This window comes from Streptomyces sp. Alt3, assembly GCF_030719215.1.
In the GTDB taxonomy this organism is placed as follows: Bacteria; Actinomycetota; Actinomycetes; order Streptomycetales; family Streptomycetaceae; genus Streptomyces; species Streptomyces glycanivorans.
On record NZ_CP120983.1, the window covers coordinates 1,190,913 to 1,210,922 of the forward strand.

The 20,010-nt window shown below is 71.4% G+C and carries 14 protein-coding genes; 5 read left to right on the plus strand and 9 right to left on the minus strand.

Annotated features, from left to right (window positions below; all coding sequences use genetic code 11):
- The first annotated feature begins 89 nt into the window (after positions 1-89).
- Positions 90-1,478, plus strand: a complete 1,389-nt coding sequence (locus P8A20_RS05260; protein WP_306102974.1) for a hypothetical protein — start codon at positions 90-92, stop codon at positions 1,476-1,478.
- A 754-nt stretch (positions 1,479-2,232) separates the two neighbouring features.
- On the opposite strand, the gene P8A20_RS05265 is transcribed toward P8A20_RS05260, so the two are convergent.
- The 6 genes from P8A20_RS05265 to P8A20_RS05290 form a co-directional block, all read right to left on the minus strand.
- A complete protein-coding gene (locus tag P8A20_RS05265) occupies positions 2,233-3,240 on the minus strand; it encodes an ABC transporter ATP-binding protein (RefSeq protein WP_306105118.1) in 1,008 nt (335 codons plus the stop codon).
- A gap of 71 nt (positions 3,241-3,311) precedes the next feature.
- Positions 3,312-4,454, minus strand: coding sequence for an ABC transporter ATP-binding protein (locus P8A20_RS05270; protein ID WP_306102975.1), 1,143 nt, complete (start codon positions 4,452-4,454; stop codon positions 3,312-3,314).
- Positions 4,451-5,341: an ABC transporter permease gene (locus P8A20_RS05275; protein ID WP_147960841.1), complete on the minus strand. Its 891-nt coding sequence runs from the start codon at positions 5,339-5,341 to the stop codon at positions 4,451-4,453. The genes P8A20_RS05270 and P8A20_RS05275 overlap by 4 nt, the downstream gene beginning before the upstream one ends.
- The gene (locus tag P8A20_RS05280; RefSeq protein WP_147960840.1) at positions 5,338-6,291 is read right to left on the minus strand and encodes an ABC transporter permease; all 954 of its coding nucleotides are present in this window, start codon (positions 6,289-6,291) and stop codon (positions 5,338-5,340) included. Before P8A20_RS05280 ends, P8A20_RS05275 begins: the two co-directional genes overlap by 4 nt.
- On the minus strand, positions 6,288-7,793 hold the full coding sequence (locus P8A20_RS05285) for an ABC transporter substrate-binding protein (protein ID WP_306102976.1): 1,506 nt from the start codon (positions 7,791-7,793) through the stop codon (positions 6,288-6,290). The genes P8A20_RS05280 and P8A20_RS05285 overlap by 4 nt, the downstream gene beginning before the upstream one ends.
- A 436-nt stretch (positions 7,794-8,229) precedes the next feature.
- Positions 8,230-9,069 (minus strand): maleylpyruvate isomerase family mycothiol-dependent enzyme, encoded by an 840-nt coding sequence (locus P8A20_RS05290; RefSeq protein ID WP_306102977.1) that lies wholly within the window; start codon positions 9,067-9,069, stop codon positions 8,230-8,232.
- Between the two features lie 307 nt (positions 9,070-9,376).
- Here P8A20_RS05290 and lplAB point away from each other — a divergent pair, with 307 nt between their 5' ends.
- Complete coding sequence (gene lplAB, locus P8A20_RS05295) at positions 9,377-10,441, plus strand: lipoate-protein ligase LplAB (RefSeq protein WP_147958078.1); 1,065 nt, start codon at positions 9,377-9,379, stop codon at positions 10,439-10,441.
- A gap of 166 nt (positions 10,442-10,607) precedes the next feature.
- Here the strand turns inward: lplAB and P8A20_RS05300 are convergent, their stop codons facing one another.
- From P8A20_RS05300 to P8A20_RS05310, 3 genes are all read right to left on the minus strand, one after another.
- Positions 10,608-12,827, minus strand: coding sequence for an NADP-dependent isocitrate dehydrogenase (locus P8A20_RS05300; RefSeq protein WP_147958079.1), 2,220 nt, complete (start codon positions 12,825-12,827; stop codon positions 10,608-10,610).
- 284 nt (positions 12,828-13,111) lie between these two features.
- On the minus strand, positions 13,112-14,593 hold the full coding sequence (locus P8A20_RS05305) for an amidase (RefSeq protein WP_147958080.1): 1,482 nt from the start codon (positions 14,591-14,593) through the stop codon (positions 13,112-13,114).
- Between the two features lie 259 nt (positions 14,594-14,852).
- Entirely contained in the window at positions 14,853-15,212 is a 360-nt protein-coding gene (locus tag P8A20_RS05310) for a hypothetical protein (protein WP_147958081.1), read from the minus strand.
- A gap of 198 nt (positions 15,213-15,410) precedes the next feature.
- Between P8A20_RS05310 and P8A20_RS05315 the strand changes: the two genes are divergently transcribed.
- The 3 genes from P8A20_RS05315 (at position 15,411) to P8A20_RS05325 (ending at position 19,976) form a co-directional block, all read left to right on the plus strand.
- Positions 15,411-16,172: a hypothetical protein gene (locus P8A20_RS05315; protein ID WP_147958082.1), complete on the plus strand. Its 762-nt coding sequence runs from the start codon at positions 15,411-15,413 to the stop codon at positions 16,170-16,172.
- Positions 16,173-16,512: 340 nt separating this feature from the next.
- Positions 16,513-18,186 carry an ABC transporter transmembrane domain-containing protein gene (locus P8A20_RS05320; RefSeq protein WP_261988522.1) on the plus strand — a complete coding sequence of 558 codons (1,674 nt, stop codon included), beginning with the start codon at positions 16,513-16,515 and terminating at the stop codon, positions 18,184-18,186.
- Positions 18,183-19,976, plus strand: coding sequence for an ABC transporter ATP-binding protein (locus P8A20_RS05325; protein ID WP_306102978.1), 1,794 nt, complete (start codon positions 18,183-18,185; stop codon positions 19,974-19,976). Before P8A20_RS05320 ends, P8A20_RS05325 begins: the two co-directional genes overlap by 4 nt.
- Positions 19,977-20,010 lie beyond the last annotated feature (34 nt).

The following is a 20,010-nucleotide window of genomic DNA, read 5'->3' on the forward strand; positions in this document are numbered from 1 at the left end:
CAACCGTCCTCTCATAACGCTCGGAATCACCGCGGAAGTTACGGGCATCGTCTCCGGGGCAACACACCCGGGAACCGCGAGAGGTCCACATGCACCAGACCCTCAACGAGCGGCAGCAGACCGTGCTCGATTGGGTGGGCCAGGGGTGTCCCGACGGAGTCTGGCAGGACAGCACATTCAAGGTCAGCGCTCAGGCACTGCAGAGTCGCGGACTCATCAGAATCACCAAACGCCGAGGGCATTGGAGTGCCAACCTCACCGACAAAGGGCGGCAGCATCTCACCGACCGCGGCATCTGCCCAGTCGAGCAGAACACTGCACCACCCGCGCAGCCCAGCCGCAAACCGGCACCGCCACGCCCCAAGACCGCACCCAGGGCCCGTACGAACTACACAGACCAACTCCTCGAAGACCTGGCCGCGAACGACGGCTGCCTCATCAAGCCCATCGAACCCGGCCCACACGCAGTGAATTGGACATCACGGGTGAACACCGCCCGCAAGTCCGGCAAGATCCCGCGCACACAAGAGCTCTACGCATACCGCACCCATCGCGGCTACGAAATCAAACTCGCCGACATCCCCGCCTGGCGGCTCGCCGAACTCACCCCGCTCCCCGTTCCGGCCAGACTCACCAAACCCCACTCCCTCGTGGCCGCCCTCCAACAACGGCCACAGCCCATGGGGCTCACCAAATCCATCCAAGGCCGAGCCCTGCGCATCATTCAGGCCCTCATCATTGCCACCGAATCACAAGGCCATAAGGCAGCACTCGGGACCACGCAAGGCGCTCCCCCACCCCACCGTCGCCGCAGCGCACCACCGCACTTCACCATCACCGCCCAAGGCGAAAGCGTCGGATTCCTCGTCCTTCAAGAACAGGACCGCAGCGAACACATCCCCACCGACAAGGAACTCGCCGACGCCAAGAAGCACTCATGGATGCGCATCGCCCACTTCGACTACACCCCCTCAAACCGCCTGCGCTTCATCCTCCGCGGCGGCAGCCCGCACCGTGCGAGCGAATGGGCCGATGTCCCCGACAGGCCACTGGAAGACCAACTCGCCGAAATCGCACAAGAAGTCGACCTCCGCGGCAAAGCCGCAGAACACAAACGCCTTGCAGACCAGCAAGCCAGGGAAGCCCAGCAGAGGCGCTGGGAAACCGCCATGGAGGAAGCGCGCACCGCATACGCCTACGCCTATCGCGTCAAGCACCTCGAAGAACAAGCAGACGCCTGGCACCAGACCAAGCGCCTGACCGGATACGTCACAGCAGTACGCGACCACGCCACATCGCTGCCACCCGGACAGGAAAGAACAGAGATCGAGGCGTGGCTCGCCTTCACGGACGCCCGGCTCCAGCACCTCACCGAGTCCGCCGCAGCGCCGAAGCTGCCCACCCCACCCAAGCCCAGCGCCGACGACCTCAAGCCATTCCTCGGCCACTGGAGCCCTTACGGACCCCGTGCCTACTGAGCCTTAAATCAGGCCATATCGAGCACCGGTTCACCAAGAGGCGGTAAAGAGGGAGCCCCCTCAAGCCGCACTCGACACACCGCCACCTGCAGGTATGACCACCTGACGCCTCATCAGGACGTGCGTCAAACGTGCGTCAGACGTGCGTCACGTGCGTCGAATATGCGTCAAGATATCGCCCGTAACGCACACAACGCACATAACGCCCACTCGGCGAAACCGCAGGTCAGACGCCCTTCGCGGCCGGTTCAAGGATCGCGACGCACTCGACATGATGGGTCATCGGAAAGATGTCGGCTTCCAACGGAGGGCTCGAACTTGACTCCTACCCAAGCAGAATCAGTCACACTTGGCGCTCATCCGCTCGACGCCAGGCTCCTGCCCCGCCCGCACAGGCAGTCACTCAACTTACCCTTGCCAGCGGGTCCGGTGGCACGAGGTCCTGTGCCACCGTGCCCGCCGCAACGGCACTTCCTGGGGAGGATCTGGGGAGGATCGACGGCCCTGGGGAGCGCGCGGGGAGAATCGACCGCGTAACGCAGCACGATCCCGAAAGAGCTGAAAGACCTATCCGCCCAGGTCAGGGGCGGGTAAGGCCGCATCGATGCAGGTCAGCGCCACCCGGTGGACAACTTCATGCCGAAGGTGCCCTGAAGCGTGGGGCGGGTGGTGAACACGGGTACTGCTCCTTGCTGCGGCGTTCGGTGGGGCCTGCGGATCGTACGGACCCGGGCGCGGCCCGGGCGGGAGCGGGTCAGGCTGCCGCGTCGGGGGCGGTGCCGTCGTCGGTGACCAGGTGGCAGGAGACCTGCCGGCCGCCGGGTATCTCGCGCAGGGCGGGGACCTCGGTGCGGCAGCGGTCGGTGACGAGCGGGCAGCGGGTGTGGAAGCGGCAGCCGTCGAACACACTGCCCGTGGCGCCTCCGGCGGGGGTGGCCGCCGCGCGACGGGTGGGCGGATCGAGCGGACTGGGCAGGTCCCCGTGGAGCACGATGCGTTCGCGGGACCGCTGGACGACGGGGTCGGGCACCGGGGCAGCCGAGAGCAGCGCCTGGGTGTAGGGGTGCTTCGGCGAGGCGAACAGCTCGGCTGTCGGGGCCTGTTCGACGATCTGCCCGAGGTACATCACGGCGATCCGGTCCGCGAGGTACTCGACGGCCGCCAGGTCGTGGGTGATGAACAGGCAGCCGAAGCCGCGGTCGCGCTGGAGGTCGGCCAGGAGGTTGAGTACGGACGCCTGGACCGACACGTCGAGTGCCGAGGTGGGCTCGTCGGCGACGACCAGATCGGGGTCGCACGACAGGGCCCGGGCGATCGAGATGCGCTGGCGCTGCCCGCCGGACAGTTCGTGGGGGTGCCTGTCGGCGTGTTCGGGGCGCAGCCCGACCTGGCCGAGCAGCTGCTCGACCCGCTCGCGTACGGCCGTCCCCCGGGCGTAGCGGTGCAGCCGGACGGGTTCGGCGATGATCTGGCCGACGGTCATCCGGGGGTCGAGCGAGGACGAGGGGTCCTGGAAGACCAGGTGGAAGTCCTTGCGCAGGGGCCGCAGGGCGCGACGGGACAGATGGCTGACGTCGGTGCCGTTGATGTGGACGGTGCCGGCGGTGGGTTCGTCGAGGCGCACGGCGCAGCGGCCGACGGTCGACTTCCCGCTGCCGGACTCGCCGACGAGGCCGACGACCTCGCCGCGGCCGATGGTGATGGAGACGCCGTCGACGGCACGGACGGTGCCCCCGCCGGAGGCACCGAAGTGCCGCTTCATGTCCCTGATCTCCAGCACCGGGGGGTGTGTTCCGTCCGTATCGCGCGGAGCGGGGACGGTGTGTGCGGTGGTCACTTTCCGGCCTCCTGGTCGGGTCGGGCTTCGAGGTCACCGCTCGGAGTGCCGACGGGGCCGGTGGGCCCGTCCGGCTCGGTGCCGGGGGCGGGGACCGGGCCGGGGCCGGGGGCGGTCTCCTCGTGCGGGTGCCAGCAGGCGGCCCGGTGCGACGCGTCTTCCCCGGACCGCCGGTCGACGGCCCGGAGAGCAGGCCTGCCGCCGGTACAGGTGTCGTCGGCGCGGGAGCAGCGGGGTGCGAACGTACAGGCGTCGGGCTGGCTGTCCAGGCTGGGGACCAGTCCGGGGATCTCGGGCAGTCGCCGCTTGCCCTCGCCGCCGGGCCGCAGCACGGCGCCGAGCAGACCGCGCGTGTACGGGTGCCGGCCTGAGGCGAACAGGTCGTGCACCGGCGCCTGTTCGACGGCACGCCCGGCGTACATCACGAGCACCCGGTCGGCCGCGTCGGCGACGACCCCGAGGTCGTGGGTGACCAGGACGATGGCGGTGCCGAGGCGCTCGCGCAGCGACTGGAGGACTTCCAGGATGCCCGCCTGCACGGTGACGTCCAGGGCGGTCGTCGGCTCGTCGGCGATGAGGACGGCAGGGTCGCAGGCCACCGCGATGGCGATCATGACGCGCTGCCGCATGCCGCCGGAGAGCTGGTGGGGGTACTCGTCGACGCGGAGGGCCGGCGCCGGGATCCCGACGAGCTCGAGGAGTTCCACGGCCCGCGCCTTGGCCTCCTTGCGGCTCAGACCCTGGTGCCTGCGCAGTACTTCGCCGATCTGCCGGCCGACGGTGAGGACCGGGTTCAGCGAGGTCATCGGCTCCTGGAAGATCATCGCGATGTCCTTGCCCCGGACGTGCCGGAGCTCCTTCTCCGACGCGCCGACGAGCTCGCGCCCACCGAGTCTGATCGAGCCTTCGATCCGGGCGGTCGGCGGGAGGAGGCCCATGGCCGCCATCGAGGTGACGGACTTCCCGCAGCCCGACTCCCCCACCACGGCGAGCACTTCGCCGGGCGCCAGGTCGTAGGAGACCTTGTCCACGGCGTGCACGGTGCGGGTGTCGGAGTGGAAGGAGACCGACAGGTCGCGCACGCTCAGCACGGGTTCGGCCGCGGCACTCGGGACGGGTTCGAGAACGGTCTCGGTCATCGGGTCGCTCCTCGGGGGTCCAGGACGTCACGCAACCCGTCGCCGAGCAGGTTGAAGGCCAGCGTCGCCGCGACGATCGCCAGTCCGGGGAAGACCGCCAGCCAGGGCGCGGGGGCCAGGAAGGACTGTGCCCCGGAGAGCATCACCCCGAGCGACGGGTCGGGCGGCTGGACCCCGAGGCCGAGGAAGCTCAGCAGTGCCTCGCCGATGATCGCGGCGGGGATGCCCACGGTCGCCTGGACGATCAGGGCGGAGGTGGCGTTGGGCAGGATGTGCCGGAAGAGGACGGTGCCGTCACCGCCTCCGTTGGCCACGGCCGCGGCGACGTAGTCGACGTGCTTGAGCCTCAGGGTCTCGGCCCGGGTGATCCGGATGACGGCCGGGATCTGCGAGATGCCGATGGCGATGGTCGCGTTGGTGAGCGAAGGGCCGAGGATCGCGGCGAGTCCGACGGCGAGCACCAGGAAGGGGAACGCCAGCATGGTGTCGGTGAGGCGGGACACGGCGGTGTCCGCGAACCGGCCGTAGTACCCGGCGAGCAGCCCCAGGGGCACCCCCACGAGGAAGGCCAGTACGACGGCGACGAGGCCGACCTGCATGGACGCGCGGGCTCCGTGGACGATCCGGGAGAGCTGGTCGCGGCCGAGGTCGTCGGTGCCGAGCCAGTGCGCGGCGCTCGGCTCGGCCAGTACGTTGCCGAAGTCCGGCTGGGACGGGTCGTAGGGGGCGATGAGCGGGGCGAACAGGGCGGCGATGACGAAGACGGCGGCGATGACCGCGCCGGTGAGGGCGAGCCGGTTCCGGCGCAGGGCGCGCAGCTTGCCGCCGCCGGGCTTCCGGCGGCCGGTCCCGGACGGGGTGGGGAGCGCTGTGGTCGCGGTGGTCACCGGGCACCTCCGAGCCGGATGCGCGGGTCGATGACCGAATAGACCACGTCGACCAGCAGGTTGATGAGGATGTACGCGGCGGAGGTGCAGAGCACCACGGCCTGGAGTGTCGCGTAGTCGCGGGTGAAGACCGCGTCGATGGTGAGCTTGCCGAAGCCGGGGAGGACGAAGATCTGCTCGGTGACGACTGCGCCGGAGATCAGGTGCCCCAGCTGGAGTCCGAGCACGGTCACGACGGTGACCAGGGAGTTGCGCAGTGCGTGCCCGCCGACGACGGAGCTCTGGGAGAGCCCCTTGGCGCGAGCGGTCCGGACGTAGTCGGCGGAGAGCGAGTCGAGCATCGCGGCCCGTGTCTGGCGCATCACGACGGCGGCGAGGCCGGAGCCGAGCACGATCGCGGGGAGCACCATGCGCCGCAGGTTGTCCACGGGGTCGGTGCCGAAGGGGACGTAACCGGAGGCGGCGAACACCGGGACGGCGATGGCGAATCCCAGGACGAGCACGATGCCGAGCCAGAAGGTGGGGATGGACAGGCCGATCAGCGCGATGGCGTTGGCGATCCACTCCTCCGGCCTCCCGCGCCGGACCGCGGCGACCACTCCGGCACCGATCCCGACCACGATCGCCAGGAGCAGGGAGAGCGCGGCCAGTTCCAGGGTGACGGGCAGGGCCTGCCCGATCGCGTCGGCGACGGGGAGACCGGTACGGGAGGAGGTGCCGAGATCGCCGGTGAGGGCGTGCCCGATGAACCTTCCGTACTGGACGACGACGTTGTCGTCGAGGCCGTAGCTCTCGCGGACGGCGGCGAGTGCCTCGGGACTGCGTTCCTCACCGGCCAGTGCGAGCGCCGGGTCGCCGGGCAGGGCCCGGATGCCGGCGAAGACGACGACACTGACGAGGAAGAGGGTGATGAGGGACTGACGCAGGCGCGTCAGCAGGTACTTCGTCATCGGGTGTACCCCGCGTTCTTGACCCGGATCAGTCCGTCGCCGTAGACGTGGAGGCCCGCGACGTCCTTGCCGGCGACGACGTAGTTCTTCTGCCGGTAGAGGTAGATCAGCGCGTGGGCGTCCTGGACCCGCCGGGTGAGCCGGTCGTAGATCTCGGTGCGCCGCGCGGGGTCCGCGACGCTGCGGCCCTCGGCTATGAGCTTGTCGATCTCCGGGTCGCCGAGACCGTAGGCGTTCATGGCGCCGGCGGTCTTGAGGAAGTTGGAGACGTTGCCGTCCGGGTCGAGCCGGCCGGACCAGCCGCTGGTGAAGACGTCGTAGTCGCCGGCGTCGGTCTCCGCGAGCATGGTCGCGTACTCCGTGGGGCGCAGCGAGAGTTCGAAGCCCGCCTCCTTGACCATGGCCTGGAGCACCTGTCCGACGCGTCCCTGTTCCGGGGTGGTGGAGGTCTTCAGCTCGATCTTCACCGGGGTCCTCACCCCGGCCTCCTCCAGGAGTTCCTTCGCACGGTCGACGTCGCGCCGGGGGCAGTCCTGCGGCCTGATGCCGGGGGCGATCGCGGACTGGGGGGAGATGGGTCCGCAGGCGGGCTCGTACATGCCCTGGAAGACGACCTTGTTGAGCAGTTCGCGGTCGATGGCCAGCTCGAAGGCCTCGCGGACGCGGACGTCCCGGGCGATCGGGGTGTCGATCTTCCCGGGCTGCTCCCCGAGGCCCTTGACGTTGCCGACGTTGAGGCCGATGCCCTGGTATCCGAGTGAGGGGGAGTTGAACAGCTGGAGCTTCGGCTCGGTCAGGGCGCTCCGTACGTCGACGGGGGCCATCTGGTCGCCGACCTGGAGGTCGCCGGAGCGCAGGTTGGCGAGCCGGACGTTGCCGTCGGGTATGGGCTTGTAGACCACGCCGTCCAGGTGCACCCGGTCGGCGTCGTAGTAGTTCGGGTCCTTCTTCAGGACGATCCGGTCGCCGCCGACGCGCTCGACGAAGCGGAAGGGGCCGACGCAGGAGGGGTGGTTGGTGAAGTTCTTCCCGTACTTCTTAAGGGCGGTCGGTGACATCACCATTCCGGCCCGGTCGGCGAGCACGCCGGTGAGCGGGACGTAGGCGTGGTCGAGCGTCAGGCGGACCGTGAGCGGTCCGGTGGCCTCGGCCTTGCGGACCGGGGCCAGTTCGGTGCCGCGCGCGGATCCGGGGAGATCGCGGTGGCGCAGCAGGGAGGTGACGACGGCCTCGGCGTCCAGCGCGGTGCCGTCGCTGAACTTCGCCCCGGGGCGCACCCGGAAGGTGACGGTGCGGCCGTCTGCCGAGGTGTCCGGGAGCGAGGCGGCGAGCTGCGGCACGACGGTGCCGTCCTCGTCGATGTCGTAGAGCTTCTCGCACATGCCCGCGAAGACCGTGCGGCCCACGAGTGTCTGCGCGAGGGTGGGGTCCAGTTTGTCGGGGTCGGAGTTGAGGGCGACGGTGAGTGTCCCGCCGTCGCGTACGGACCGGTCGTCGGTCATGCGTACACCACCGACTTCGGTCGCCGAGGACTGCAACGACGCGCAGCCCGAGGTGAGGGACACCAACGCAACCGCCACCAGGGCAACCGCTTTTCGGCGCACGGGGGCCTACCTCCCGCCAGGGGTGATCAAGGAATATCGCAGACCGTATTTCGCATACAGTCCGCAGGGCAAGACCTCCGCTCACATAGCGGACAGGTTTTACCTGACGATCGGATAACGGAGCCGCCGCGCCCGGGCTTCGGCCACCGGAGAGACCGCTCCCCTGCGGGGCGCACGACTTCCGCAGGTCCTGCGCCCGGACCTCCGCCGGGGCGCCAGGTCGTATACGGAACCGGAGCCCATCGCTCCGCGCCGATGCGCGCCCCGAGCGCGGTCAGGGCCTCACAGGGCTCACGGACACACCGCCGGCGCCGTACAGCGGACGGCGCCGTGCTCACGGAGCCTTGAAGTACTCCGGGAACCGTGGCCCCAGCCACGGCCTGCGTCCCCACGCCAGGACCCGCCCCCGGGCCATGGCGCCCGCCGGCGAGCAGCGGCCGAGGACCATCAGCAGGAACGTCACCGGCTCGATGGAGATGGTGCAGTCCGGGCGGTCGGGGAACTCGTGGCCCACGGTCGCCGCACCGTCGGTGAACGTCACCCCGAACCGGCCGCCGCCCCACAGCCGGACCGCGTACCGGGCGTTCAGCCCCGCCGTGGCAGCGGCGTCGGTCACCCGGGGCATGGCCTCGACCATGAACGGGAGCGTCAGCGCGACCCGGTCCCGGTCGACCATGTGCGGACGATTCAGCGCACGGGCCAGGTCGAAGCCATGGCCCAGCATGTGCGTGAGGAGGTAGGAGCCGAGGGCCCTCTGGCCCATCGGACCCATCGGCGTCAGCAGCGCCTCCTGCGAGGGGCGCGTGGCCACCGCGTCCAGGTACGCCTCGGTCTGCGCCACGATCATCGCGGCCAGCGGCTCCGCCCGCCGCTCGCCGAATGCGGCGAGTGCCTGCTCGTTGGCCGAAGCGATGCCCTCGGCGGTGCCGTCGCCATGACGCCGGGACCGCCCCGCCGCCACCTCCGCCATCAGCTCGTTGGCCTGCGCCAGGTGGGCGGCCACCTCCCCCACCGTCCACACCAGCCCCGGCACGGCGGCGCCGGTGTCCGGGGCGCGACGCAACAGCTCCGCGATCTCCTCGGCCGTGGCACGCAGCGCGTCGGCCAGCCCCTCGGGCAGGCGCCCGGAGAGCGTGCCCCGGGCATCCCTCCCCCGATCCGTCTCCGAGCCCATGCCGCCACCATTCCTCGAACGCCGCCCGTCACCCGGGCCCGCCGCCCGCGCCTGTGGCCTGCGGGTACACAAGAGCAGTTCGCACGGCTCCCCGGCAAGAGGCAGGGTGTGGAGGTGTGCCCGGGCCGCTGCCCGGCCGTTCGTCTCGCGCACGGTGCCGTTGCGTCAGCCCGGGCCGCGTGGCCACCGGTCCCGAGCGAGCGTTAAGGTGCGATGCGATGTATGTGCGCGTATTTCCGGATCGCGAGCAACAGGCTCGGACTCGTTGCGCACACGGGCACGCGCACACGGGAAGGGGACCGAAGCCGTGCATGGCGAGTACAAGGTGCCCGGCGGCAAGCTTGTCGTCGTGGATCTGGACGTCCGGGAAGGCGTACTGCGTGACGTACGCGTCGCCGGGGACTTCTTCCTGGAGCCCGACGAGGCGATCCTCTCCATCAACGGCGCCCTGGAGGGGGCCCCTTCCTCGACGGATGCCGCCGGCCTGGCGGCCCGGATCACGGCGGCCCTGCCGGAATCGGCCGTCATGCTGGGGCTGACCGCGGAAGGAGTCGGCGTCGCCGTGCGGCGAGCTCTGGCGCACGCGACCGAATGGAGCGACTTCGACTGGCAGCTGGTGCACATGGCGCCGCAGGCCCCGGCCCTGCACATGGCGCTGGACGAGGTCCTCACCGCCGAGGTGGCGGCGGGGCGGCGGGCACCCACGCTGCGGGTGTGGGAGTGGGCCTCGCCCGCCGTGGTCATCGGCAGCTTCCAGTCACTGCGCAACGAGGTGGACCCCGACGGGGCGGCGAGGCACGGGATGACCGTGGTGCGCAGGGTCTCCGGAGGCGGGGCCATGTTCGTGGAACCCATGAGCACCATCACCTACTCGTTGTCCGTGCCGGAGTCGCTGGTGTCCGGCCTCACCTTCGCCGACAGTTACGCCTACCTCGACGACTGGGTCCTGGGCGCGCTCGGCGACATGGGCATCAAGGCCTGGTACCAGCCCCTCAACGACATCGCCACCGACGCGGGCAAGATCGCCGGAGCCGCCCAGAAGCGGATGGTGGGCCCCGACGGTGGCCCGGGAGCCGTACTGCACCACGTGACCATGTCGTACGACATCGACGCCGACAAGATGCTGGAGGTCCTCCGCATCGGCAAGGAGAAGATGTCCGACAAGGGCACCAGGAGCGCCAAGAAGCGCGTCGACCCGCTCCGCCGTCAGACCGGCCTCGCCCGTGAACAGGTGATCGAGCACATGATCGCCTCCTTCCGCGGCCGTTACGGGCTGGCCACCGGTCACGTCACCGCGGAGGAGCTGGCCCGGGCGGAGGAGCTGGTGCAGACGAAGTTCGCCACGGAGGAGTGGACCGCGCGGGTGCCGTAGCCACGGGGCCCTGAGGTGCCGACGGGGTCAGCAACCGGTGCGGCCCGGCTCGGTGACACGCAGGTCGGGGACCCGGCCGTCGAGGATCGTCGACCCCGGACGCACGACCGCCCCGGCGGGCTGGGTGCCTGCCGGGGCGGTCGTCCGTGCGGGGTGCGGCCAGGGGTCAGCCCAGGGTCGCGATGGCCTTGTTGAAGGTGGCCGACGGACGCATCACGGCCTCCGCCTTCGCCGGGTCGGGCTGGTAGTAGCCGCCGATGTCGACCGGCTTGCCCTGGACGGCGACCAGCTCGTCGACGATGGTCTGCTCCTGCTCGGACAGCGTCCTGGCCAGCGGCCCGAACGCCTCGGCGAGCGCGGCATCGTCGGTCTGCTGCGCCAGCTCCTGGGCCCAGTAGAGCGCAAGGTAGAAGTGGCTGCCGCGGTTGTCGATGCCGCCGAGCTTGCGGCTCGGGGACTTGTCCTCGTTGAGGAAGGTGCCCGTCGCCCGGTCCAGGGTGTCACCGAGCACCCGGGCGCGCGCGTTGTCCGTGGTGGTCGCGAGGTGCTCGAAGCTGACCGCGAGCGCGAGGAACTCGCCCAGGCTGTCCCAGCGCAGGTAGTCCTCCTTGACCAGCTGCTGGACGTGCTTGGGCGCGGAGCCGCCGGCACCGGTCTCGAACAGTCCGCCGCCGTTCATGAGCGGGACGACGGAGAGCATCTTCGCGCTGGTGCCCAGCTCGAGGATCGGGAACAGGTCGGTGAGGTAGTCACGCAGCACGTTGCCGGTGACCGAGATGGTGTCCTCACCGCGGCGGATGCGCTCCAGGGAGAACGCCGTGGCCTCCTCCGGCGTACGGATGGAGATGTCCAGGCCGTCGGTGTCGTGCTCGGCCAGGTAGGTGTTGACCTTGGCGATGAGGTTGGCGTCGTGTGCGCGGCCCTCGTCGAGCCAGAACACGGCCGGGTTGCCGGTCGCGCGGGCGCGGGTGACGGCGAGCTTGACCCAGTCCTGGATCGGCAGGTCCTTGGTCTGGCACATGCGGAAGATGTCACCGGCGCCGACGGCCTGCTCCAGGAGGACGTCGCCGTTGCCGTCGACGACCCGCACCGTGCCGGTGGTGGGGACCTCGAAGGTCTTGTCGTGGCTGCCGTACTCCTCGGCCTTCTGCGCCATCAGACCGACGTTGGGCACGGAGCCCATGGTCGACGGGTCGAAGGCGCCGTTGGCGCGGCAGTCGTCGATGACGACCTGGTAGACACCGGCGTAGCTGCTGTCGGGGAGGACCGCGATGGTGTCGGCCTCGCCGCCGTCCGGGCCCCACATGTGGCCGGAGGTGCGGATCATGGCCGGCATGGACGCGTCGACGATGACGTCGCTCGGCACGTGCAGGTTGGTGATGCCCTTGTCGGAGTCGACCATCGCCAGGGCGGGGCCCTCGGCGAGCTCGGACTCGAAGGACGCCTTGATCTCGGCGCCGGCGTCCACGGAGTCGAGGCCCTTGAGGATGCCGCCGAGGCCGTCGTTCGGGGTGAGACCGGCCGCCGCGAGCACGTCACCGTACTTGGCGAAGGTGTTCGGGAAGAAGGCGCGGACCACGTGACCGAAGATGATCGGGTCGGAGACCTTCATCATCGTGGCCTTGAGGTGCACGGAGAACAGGACGTCCTCGGCCTTGGCACGCGCGACCTGGGCGGTGAAGAACTCACGCAGCGCGGCGACACGCATGACGGCGGCGTCCACGACCTCGCCCGCGAGGACGGGTACGGACTCGCGCAGCACGGTGGTGGTGCCGTCGTCGCCCGCGAGCTCGATGCGCAGCGAACCGGCCTCACCGATGACGACGGACTTCTCGGTCGAGCGGAAGTCGTCGACGCCCATGGTGGCGACGTTCGTCTTCGAGTCGGCGCTCCAGGCACCCATGCGGTGCGGGTGGGCCTTGGCGTAGTTCTTGACCGACGCGGGGGCGCGGCGGTCGGAGTTGCCCTCACGCAGGACGGGGTTGACCGCACTGCCCTTGACCTTGTCGTACCGCGCGCGGACGTCCTTGTCCTCGTCGGTCCGCGGGTCGTCCGGGTAGTCAGGAAGCGCGTAGCCCTGCGCCTGGAGCTCTGCGATCGCGGCCTTGAGCTGCGGGATCGAGGCAGAGATGTTGGGCAGCTTGATGATGTTCGCGCCGGGAGTCCTGGCCAGCTCGCCGAGCTCGGCGAGCGCGTCATCGATACGCTGGTCGGCCTCGAGACGCTCCGGGAAGCCGGCGATGATCCGCCCCGCCAGGGAGATGTCGCGGCGCTCCACCGTGACACCCGCGGTCGAGGCGTAGGCCTCGATGACGGGCAGGAACGAGTACGTCGCCAGGGCAGGGGCCTCGTCGGTGTGCGTATAGATGATGGTCGAGTCAGTCACCGGGTGCTCCGCTCCACGTCTGCAACATTGCTTGACATCAAGATATCTCGTGACCGGCCCCCTCTCCACAGTGGCCCGCACCCATTCCGGCGGAACCGGCCACTCCCCCTGTCCGGTGGGGCCCGGAGTGCCGGGGGTCCGCTCGTCCCGACCGGTCCGGGTCTTTCCGGCATCCCGCCTGAACCGCCCGGACCACCCGAACCGGCCACCGCGGAGGAGTGGACGTCCTCCGGCTCCACGAGACCCCCCGGGGGGCGTCCTGCCGGGGACCTGCACCTGGGTGGTCACCGCCCGCCGGGCGCACCGAGGGGCGGGGGCCGGTGCTCGTACCAGCGGCGGTCGGCCTCCAGCTGGGCCGCGAGGGAGACGAGCAGGGCCTCGCTGCGGGAGGGGCCCAGGAGCTGGGCACCGAGGGGCAGGCCGTCGCGGGTGAAGCCTGCCGGGACGTTGACGCCGGGCCATCCGAGGACGTTCCAGGGCCAGGCGTAGGGGCAGGCCGAGGTCATCGCGAGGTCGGTGCGCCAGGCGCTGAGGTGGTCGAACGCCCCGACCCTCGGGGGCGGGGCGGCCGTGGTCGGGGTGAGCAGCACGTCGTATCCGGGGCCGCCGAGCGCGGTGTCGAAGAAGGCGCCGATCCTGGCGTGCTGACGCACCTCCCGCGCGCGGGCGGCCCGCACGACGCGGCCGCCGAGACGGGTCCCGGTGCGCAGGGCGCTGCGGGTGCGCGGGTCCAGCAGCCCGGGTTCGGGGTGCAGCGCGGCGAGCTCGGCGATGCCCGCGGTGGCCCGGGGCACGAAGGAGAGGCCGATCAGCCCGTAGCGGGGCCTGGCCTCCTCGACGTGGTGGCCGAGCCTCGCGAGGGCTTCGGCGAGCGCGGTGACGGCGCGGACGACCTCAGGATGGGGTGCGTTGCGGGTGAGGGTGAGCGGAGGACGCAGGGACAGTCCGATGCGCAGCCTTCCCGGGTCGCGACGGGCCGCGGCCGACGCGTCGACGGCGGGCGGGCGGTGCGGGTCACCGGGGTGCGGTCCCGCCGCGGCGTCCAGGAGGAGTGCGGCGTCGGCGACGGTACGGGCGAGCGGGCCGTTGACCGTGAGGCCCTGGAAGGCGTCGCTGTGGGGGTGGACGGAGATCCGGCCCCGCTGCGGTTTGATGCCGACGAGGTGGGTCCACGCGGCGGGGATGCGGATGGAGCCGGCGCCGTCGGAACCCAGCGCGGCCGGGACGAGTCCGGCGGCCACGGCCGCCGCGGAGCCGCCGGACGAGCCACCGGGTGTGTGAGCGGTGCTCCAGGGGTTGCGGGTGGCACCGAACGCCGGCCCCTCGGTGAACGCCCACTGCCCCAGCTCGCAGGAGTTGGTCTTGCCGACGACGACGGCTCCGGCGGCCCTGAGCCTGCGGACCGCCTCGCTGTCGGCGGCCGCGGGCGGCAGCACACCGTCGCAGCCGAAGTAGGTGGGCATGCCCGCGACGTCGGTGTCGTCCTTGACGGCGACCGGCACCCCGAGCAGCGGAAGACGCTCCCCCGCGTCGAGCCGGCGGTCGGCCTCCGCGGCCTCGGCGAGTGCGGCCTCCGTGCGCAGCTGCCGGAAGGCGTTGAGGGTGCCCCGGCTCGCCTCGATCCGTGCGAGCGCCGCGGCGACCAGTCCGGACGAGGTCGTCCGGCCCTCGGCCAGCTCCCGGGCGCAGTCCACCAGCCCGGGCGGGACGGCCGGTCGCGTCGGCCTCGTCGGTCCGGGCCGCTCCGTGGGGTCTGCTGAGGACATCGCCACCGCCTCCTCGCGTCCGCCGGAACACCGGCCCGGGGGTCCGCCGCGGGGGTCCGCCCGGGCGGTTCTACTGGAGAGTAACGACGCGCGGGGGCACGCTCAAGCACCCCTCGCGCGGATCGTCCCCGTCCCCTCCGCCCCGGGTGAACCGGGGGAGACGGGGGCCGGGGCAGCGACGGGCGCGCCCGTGGCGACGTCCCCCGGGAGCGAGGAGCCCGGCGGCAGGCGGTCGCCCGCCGCCGGGCGACGTCCGGAGCTACGGGCGCACGTGGATCTCGCCGATCCCCGTGCCGAGACCCGCACAGTGGGCGGTCGACTGACCGGACTCGCCCGGCCTCAGCGTGACGTGTTCGCCGTCCACGTCGGGGGACCATCCGCAGACCAGGTGCACCCAGAAGACCTGGGTGGCCGAGCCGTTGTTCCTGCAGAGCGCGTACCCGGTGTAGTCGTCGATCGCGTGCTTGCCGGTGTCGCACGACAGGCCGGGCGGAATCGCGGCGGCGGGTGCGACGGCGACCGCCGCGGTGGCCGGAACGGTGAGCGCGACGGTCAGACCGGTGACGGCCGCCCCCCTGACGAGTGCGCGGACGGCGTTCCCCATGGACGGCTTCTTCATGTCTCCCCTTGATTCCGGTGAGTTCCGGCGATCTTCAGGGCTGCTCTCCCCCACCGTCCGTAGCCGAAAACAGCGCCGAACCTCACCCTCCGTACTCCAGGCCCGCCGCGCAGGCGACCACGCGCGGGCGTACGCTCGCCAGGAGGAGTGAATCCTGCTCGAGAAGGCGCTGAACAGGAACGTTTCCGAGGAGGCGCGGTGACAGGACAGCGCATCGCCACACGGGCCGCCGCCTGCGCGGCAGTCGCCCTGCTCGTTGTCACCGGCGGCACGGTGGCGCAGGCGGACGACGACATCGAATCGCTTCCCGCCGAGCAGATCGCCGACCGTTCCCGTGACGCCCTGCTGGACGTCGGTTCCCTGCATCTGCGCGCACGGGGCGACCTGGGGAAGAACCGGTCCCCGATGACGGTCGACCTCAGCCTGGACCGGAGCGGCAACTGCGCCGGTGGCGTCGACCTGGGCGAGGGCAAGGGCGAGGTCGAGATCATCAAGCGCGGCGACTCGGTCTGGGTGAAGCCGGACGCGGACTTCTGGGAGAACCAGGTCCCGGTCGGCGGCTCCACCTTCGAGTCCGTTCTCGCCGGGCGGTACCTGAAGGGCTCGGCCTCGGACTCCAGGCTGCGGCCCGTCGTGGACGCCTGCGACCTGGACACCTTCCAGAAGCTGGTCTCCGACAACGCCGACTCGAACGCGGGGACGTTCACCAAGGGGAAGGTGACGACGGTCGACGGCGTACGCGCCGTCCCCGTCACCAGGACGTTGCACGGACAGAAGCTGACGGCGTACGTGGACACCGCGGGCGAGCACCGCCCGGTGCGGATCACCGTACGGGGCGACGGCGCGGACGCGGTCGTGGACTTCTCCGGCTTCGACGAACCGGTCCCCACGGCCACGCCGCCCGCCGAGGACACCGTGGACGTCAGCGCCGTGCTCGGCCGGGGCCCGGCACAGTCCTGAGGTGTCGCTGCCTGCCGGACTCCCGGTCCCGGCGGGGCGGTTCGGCCGGCACCGGAAAAGCCCGGTGCGTCCGTCGTGCGGCAGCGCCTGGTCGTCGCGGCCGGTCCGCCCGGCGAGCACGCGGCCTTGACAGGCCGGGAGCGAGCGAAAAGCATGCCGGAATGATCTCCTCGTACAGGCGCTGCGGCACACGAAGGCCGGCCGGCGGGCCTGAAGCACCTGGCCTGTCGGGATGAGCGGAGGGCCGGACCTGGGTACGTATGCGTACCGGGTCCCCCATACCGATCCCGGGGCACCCGATCACCGCGGCCCGGCACGGTTCCTGTGGTGGCTGGTGACGATGCAACGCGGGCGGGTCCTTCTGGGAGCCCTGTGGGGCAGTTCCTGGATGTGCGCGCTGATGCTGCCGCCGTACCTCATGGCGCAGGCGGTCGACCGCGGCCTCAGGGCGGGAGACAGGGGGCAGCTGGTTCTCTGGGTGTCGGCCGTCCTCACGGTCGGCGCGCTCATCGCCGTCCTCGGCATTCTGCGCCACCGCACGATGACCCTGATCCGGGTCGACGCCGCGTACCGCACGGTGCAGGTCGTCGTCAGGCAGGTCACCCGGCTCGGCGCGGCCCTGCCGGGCAAGGTGTCGGCGGGTGAACTGGCGCATCTGCAGGCCGGGGACACGGGCCGGATCGCGCAGACGCTGACCGTCACCGGGCCCGGTGTGGGCGCGGTGATCGCCTACTCCGCGGCCGCCGTACTGCTGTTCCGCATCTCCGCCCCGCTGGCGCTCGTGGTACTGCTCGGCGTGCCCCTGCTGGCTGTGACCGTCGGCCCGTTGCTGCGGAGGCTGCACGGCGCCGAGGGTGCCTACCGGCAGAAGCAGGGAGATCTCACCGCCCAGGCCGTGGACGTCGTCACCGGTCTGAACGTACTGAACGGCATCGGGGGGAAGCCGGTACTCGCCCGCCGGTACCGGCAACGGTCCCAGGCCCTGCTCGCCGACGGGTACCGCGTCGCCTCGCTCACCAGCTGGGTACAGGCCCTGGGCGCCTGCCTGCCGGTCCTGTTCCTGGCCCTCGTCACGTGGATCGCCGCGCGGATGGCGGCCGAAGGCACCATCACGGTCGGCGACCTGGTGGCCGTCTACGGATACGTCGCCGCGCTGCTGGCCCCCGTGACGTTCTTCATCGAGGGCGCGGACGACCTCCCCCGCGGGCTCGTCTCCGCGCGGCGGGTGACGGACATCCTGGCACTGTCTCCCGACGTCGAGAGCCACGAGACCCCGGTGCCCCCGCCGGGCGGTCCCGCCGACCTGCACGATCCCGCCTCTGGGCTGGTCGTTCCCGCAGGCAGGACGTCGGCCCTGGTGAGCGCCCGGTCCGACGAGGCGCGCAGCGTGGTCGACCGGCTGGTCCGCTACACGGACTCCGACGCGACATGGGGCGGCGTCCCGCTGTCCGGCATGGATCTCGCGGAGGTTCGCCGTCGCATCCTCCTCGCCGGCAACGACGCGTACCTCTTCGGCGGTTCGGTGCGCGCGGCCGTCTCCGTGGGTGACCACTCCGACGACGACGTCGAGCGGGCGCTGCGCACCGCCGTGGCCGAGGACATCGTCGAGTCGCGGCCCGGGGGACTCGGCTCCCGTCTGAGCGACCGCGGCCTCGACGTGTCCGGGGGCCAGCGGCAGCGGCTGCGGCTCGTGCGGGCGCTGCTCGCCGACCCGGAGATCCTGGTGCTGGTCGAGCCGACCTCGGCCCTGGACGCGCACACCGAGGCCACCGTCGCAGCCCGTGTCGACGCCGCACGGCGGGGGCGCACCACCCTCCTCGTCAGCACGTCCCCGCTGGTCCTCGGCCACGCGAGCCAGGTGTCCCTGCTGGTGGACGGCCGGGTCGTGGCGGTGGGGACGCACGGTGAACTGCTCGCACGGCAGCCCCGGTACCGCGCCCTGGTCCTCCGTGGCGCCGGTGGGGACCTGCCGCCCGTCCACGCACCCCGCGCTCAGGAGGGAACGGACCGATGAGCGGTACACCGGAGACACCGCGGCTTCCTGTCGCCGACGGCGCGACCGTACGCCGTGCCGTTCGGGGGCTGATCGAGGAGGACGGGCGCGCGATGGCCGGCATCGTCCTCCTGACCTGCCTCGCCTCGCTCGCGGGCCTCGCGAGCCCGTGGCTGCTGGGCGACATCGTCACCGGGGTCGAGCAGGGTGACATCACGGCCTCCGAGGTCGACCTGCTGTCCCTCGGTGTGCTCGGCTCCGCGGTGACCCAGCTCGTGTTGACCCGGTACGCCCGCTGTCACTCCCACCGGTTCGGCGAGCGTGCCCTGGCCCGGCTGCGCGAGGAGGTCCTCGACCGGACCCTCGCCCTGCCGGCCCGCGTGGTCGAACGGGTCGGCACCGGCGATCTGGTGACCCGTGCGTCGGTGGACGTCGCCACGGTGGCCTCCACCCTGCGGAACGCGGCACCGGACGTGTTCCTCGCGGCCGTACAGGTCCTCTTCATCCTCGCCGCGGTCTTCCTGCTGCACCCGTTGCTGGGGCTGTGCGCACTCGTCGGCATGCCCCTCGTGTGGTGGGCCGCCCGCTGGTACCTCGCCAGGGCCAGGGACGCCTACCTCGCGGAGGGCGCGGCCGGGGCGGACGTCGCCGAGGCCCTGAACGCCACGGCCCAAGGCGCCCACACCGTGGAGGCGTTCGGCCTGGGAACGGACCGGGTGCTCCACACGGACAGGGCCGTCGACGCGGCGTACCGAGCGGGCCGGCGCACCTTGTTCCTGCGTACGGTGCTGTTCCCCGTGACCGGGTTCGCGCACACGCTGCCCCTGGCACTGGTGCTCCTGGCCGGGGGTCTGGCGTACCTCGACGGTGCGGTCGACCTGGGCGTGGTGGTGGCGGGCGGCCTCTACATGTGGCAGCTGGTCGACCCCCTCGACCGCGCGCTCACCTGGGTGGAGCAGCTCCAGCGCAGCGGGGCGTCCCTGGCCCGGATCAAGGGCGTCGGCCTGGTCACCGGAACGGCCGCCCCCGACACCCCACGGCCGGCCGACGACCGCATCGAGGTCTCCGGGGTGCACTATTCCTACGCGGGCACGCACGACGTGCTGAAGGGCATCGATCTGACGGTGCGTCCCGGTGAGCGGCTGGCACTGGTCGGCGCCTCGGGTGCGGGCAAGTCCACCCTCGGCAAACTGATGTCCGGAGTGGGGGCGCCCCGTACGGGGACGGTCACCGTGGGCGGTGTCCCGGTGGCGGCCCTCGCCGCGGCGGGTACGCTCGGCAACCGCATCGTCCTGATCACCCAGGAGCACCACGTGTTCCTGGGGACCTTGCGGGAGAACCTCGCGATCGCGGCGCCTGAAGCGGACGACCATGCCATGCTCGCGGCACTCGCCCGGGTGGAGGCCGACTGGGCGGGGGAGCTGGTGGACGGTCTGGAGACCCGGCTCGGACCCGGCGGGGTCCGGCTCGACGCCGCACAGGCCCAGCAGCTCACTCTCGCCCGGGTGGATCTCGCCGATCCCCATACGCTGATCCTGGACGAGGCGACGGCGCTGCTCGACCCCACGACCGCACGGCAGGCCGAGCGTGCCATGGCCGCCGTACGCGCCGACCGCACGGTCATCTCCATCGCGCACCGCCTGCAGACCGCCCACGATGCCGACCGGGTCGCCGTCATGGAGTCCGGCCGGATCGTCGAGCTCGGTACCCACGACGAACTGATCTGCGCGGACGGCGCGTACGCGGCTCTCTGGCGCTCCTGGAACGGCCAGGGACGGGAGCAGGTGGCAGAGCGGCGTGATCGTCCGTGAACCCGGCGGACGGTCCTCCCCGAGCGGGAGCGTG

Excerpts from the sequence above, each read along its gene's own strand:
- P8A20_RS05260 (WP_306102974.1), top strand. The coding sequence starts at position 90 with ATGCACCAGACCCTCAACGAGCGGCAGCAGACCGTGCTCGATTGGGTG.
- P8A20_RS05265 (WP_306105118.1), bottom strand. The coding sequence starts at position 3,240 with ATGAAGCGGCACTTCGGTGCCTCCGGCGGGGGCACCGTCCGTGCCGTC.
- P8A20_RS05270 (WP_306102975.1), bottom strand. The coding sequence starts at position 4,454 with ATGACCGAGACCGTTCTCGAACCCGTCCCGAGTGCCGCGGCCGAACCC.
- P8A20_RS05280 (WP_147960840.1), bottom strand. The coding sequence starts at position 6,291 with ATGACGAAGTACCTGCTGACGCGCCTGCGTCAGTCCCTCATCACCCTC.
- P8A20_RS05285 (WP_306102976.1), bottom strand. The coding sequence starts at position 7,793 with ATGACCGACGACCGGTCCGTACGCGACGGCGGGACACTCACCGTCGCC.
- P8A20_RS05290 (WP_306102977.1), bottom strand. The coding sequence starts at position 9,069 with ATGGGCTCGGAGACGGATCGGGGGAGGGATGCCCGGGGCACGCTCTCC.
- P8A20_RS05305 (WP_147958080.1), bottom strand. The coding sequence starts at position 14,593 with ATGTCCTCAGCAGACCCCACGGAGCGGCCCGGACCGACGAGGCCGACG.
- P8A20_RS05310 (WP_147958081.1), bottom strand. The coding sequence starts at position 15,212 with ATGAAGAAGCCGTCCATGGGGAACGCCGTCCGCGCACTCGTCAGGGGG.
- P8A20_RS05320 (WP_261988522.1), top strand. The coding sequence starts at position 16,513 with ATGCAACGCGGGCGGGTCCTTCTGGGAGCCCTGTGGGGCAGTTCCTGG.
- P8A20_RS05325 (WP_306102978.1), top strand. The coding sequence starts at position 18,183 with ATGAGCGGTACACCGGAGACACCGCGGCTTCCTGTCGCCGACGGCGCG.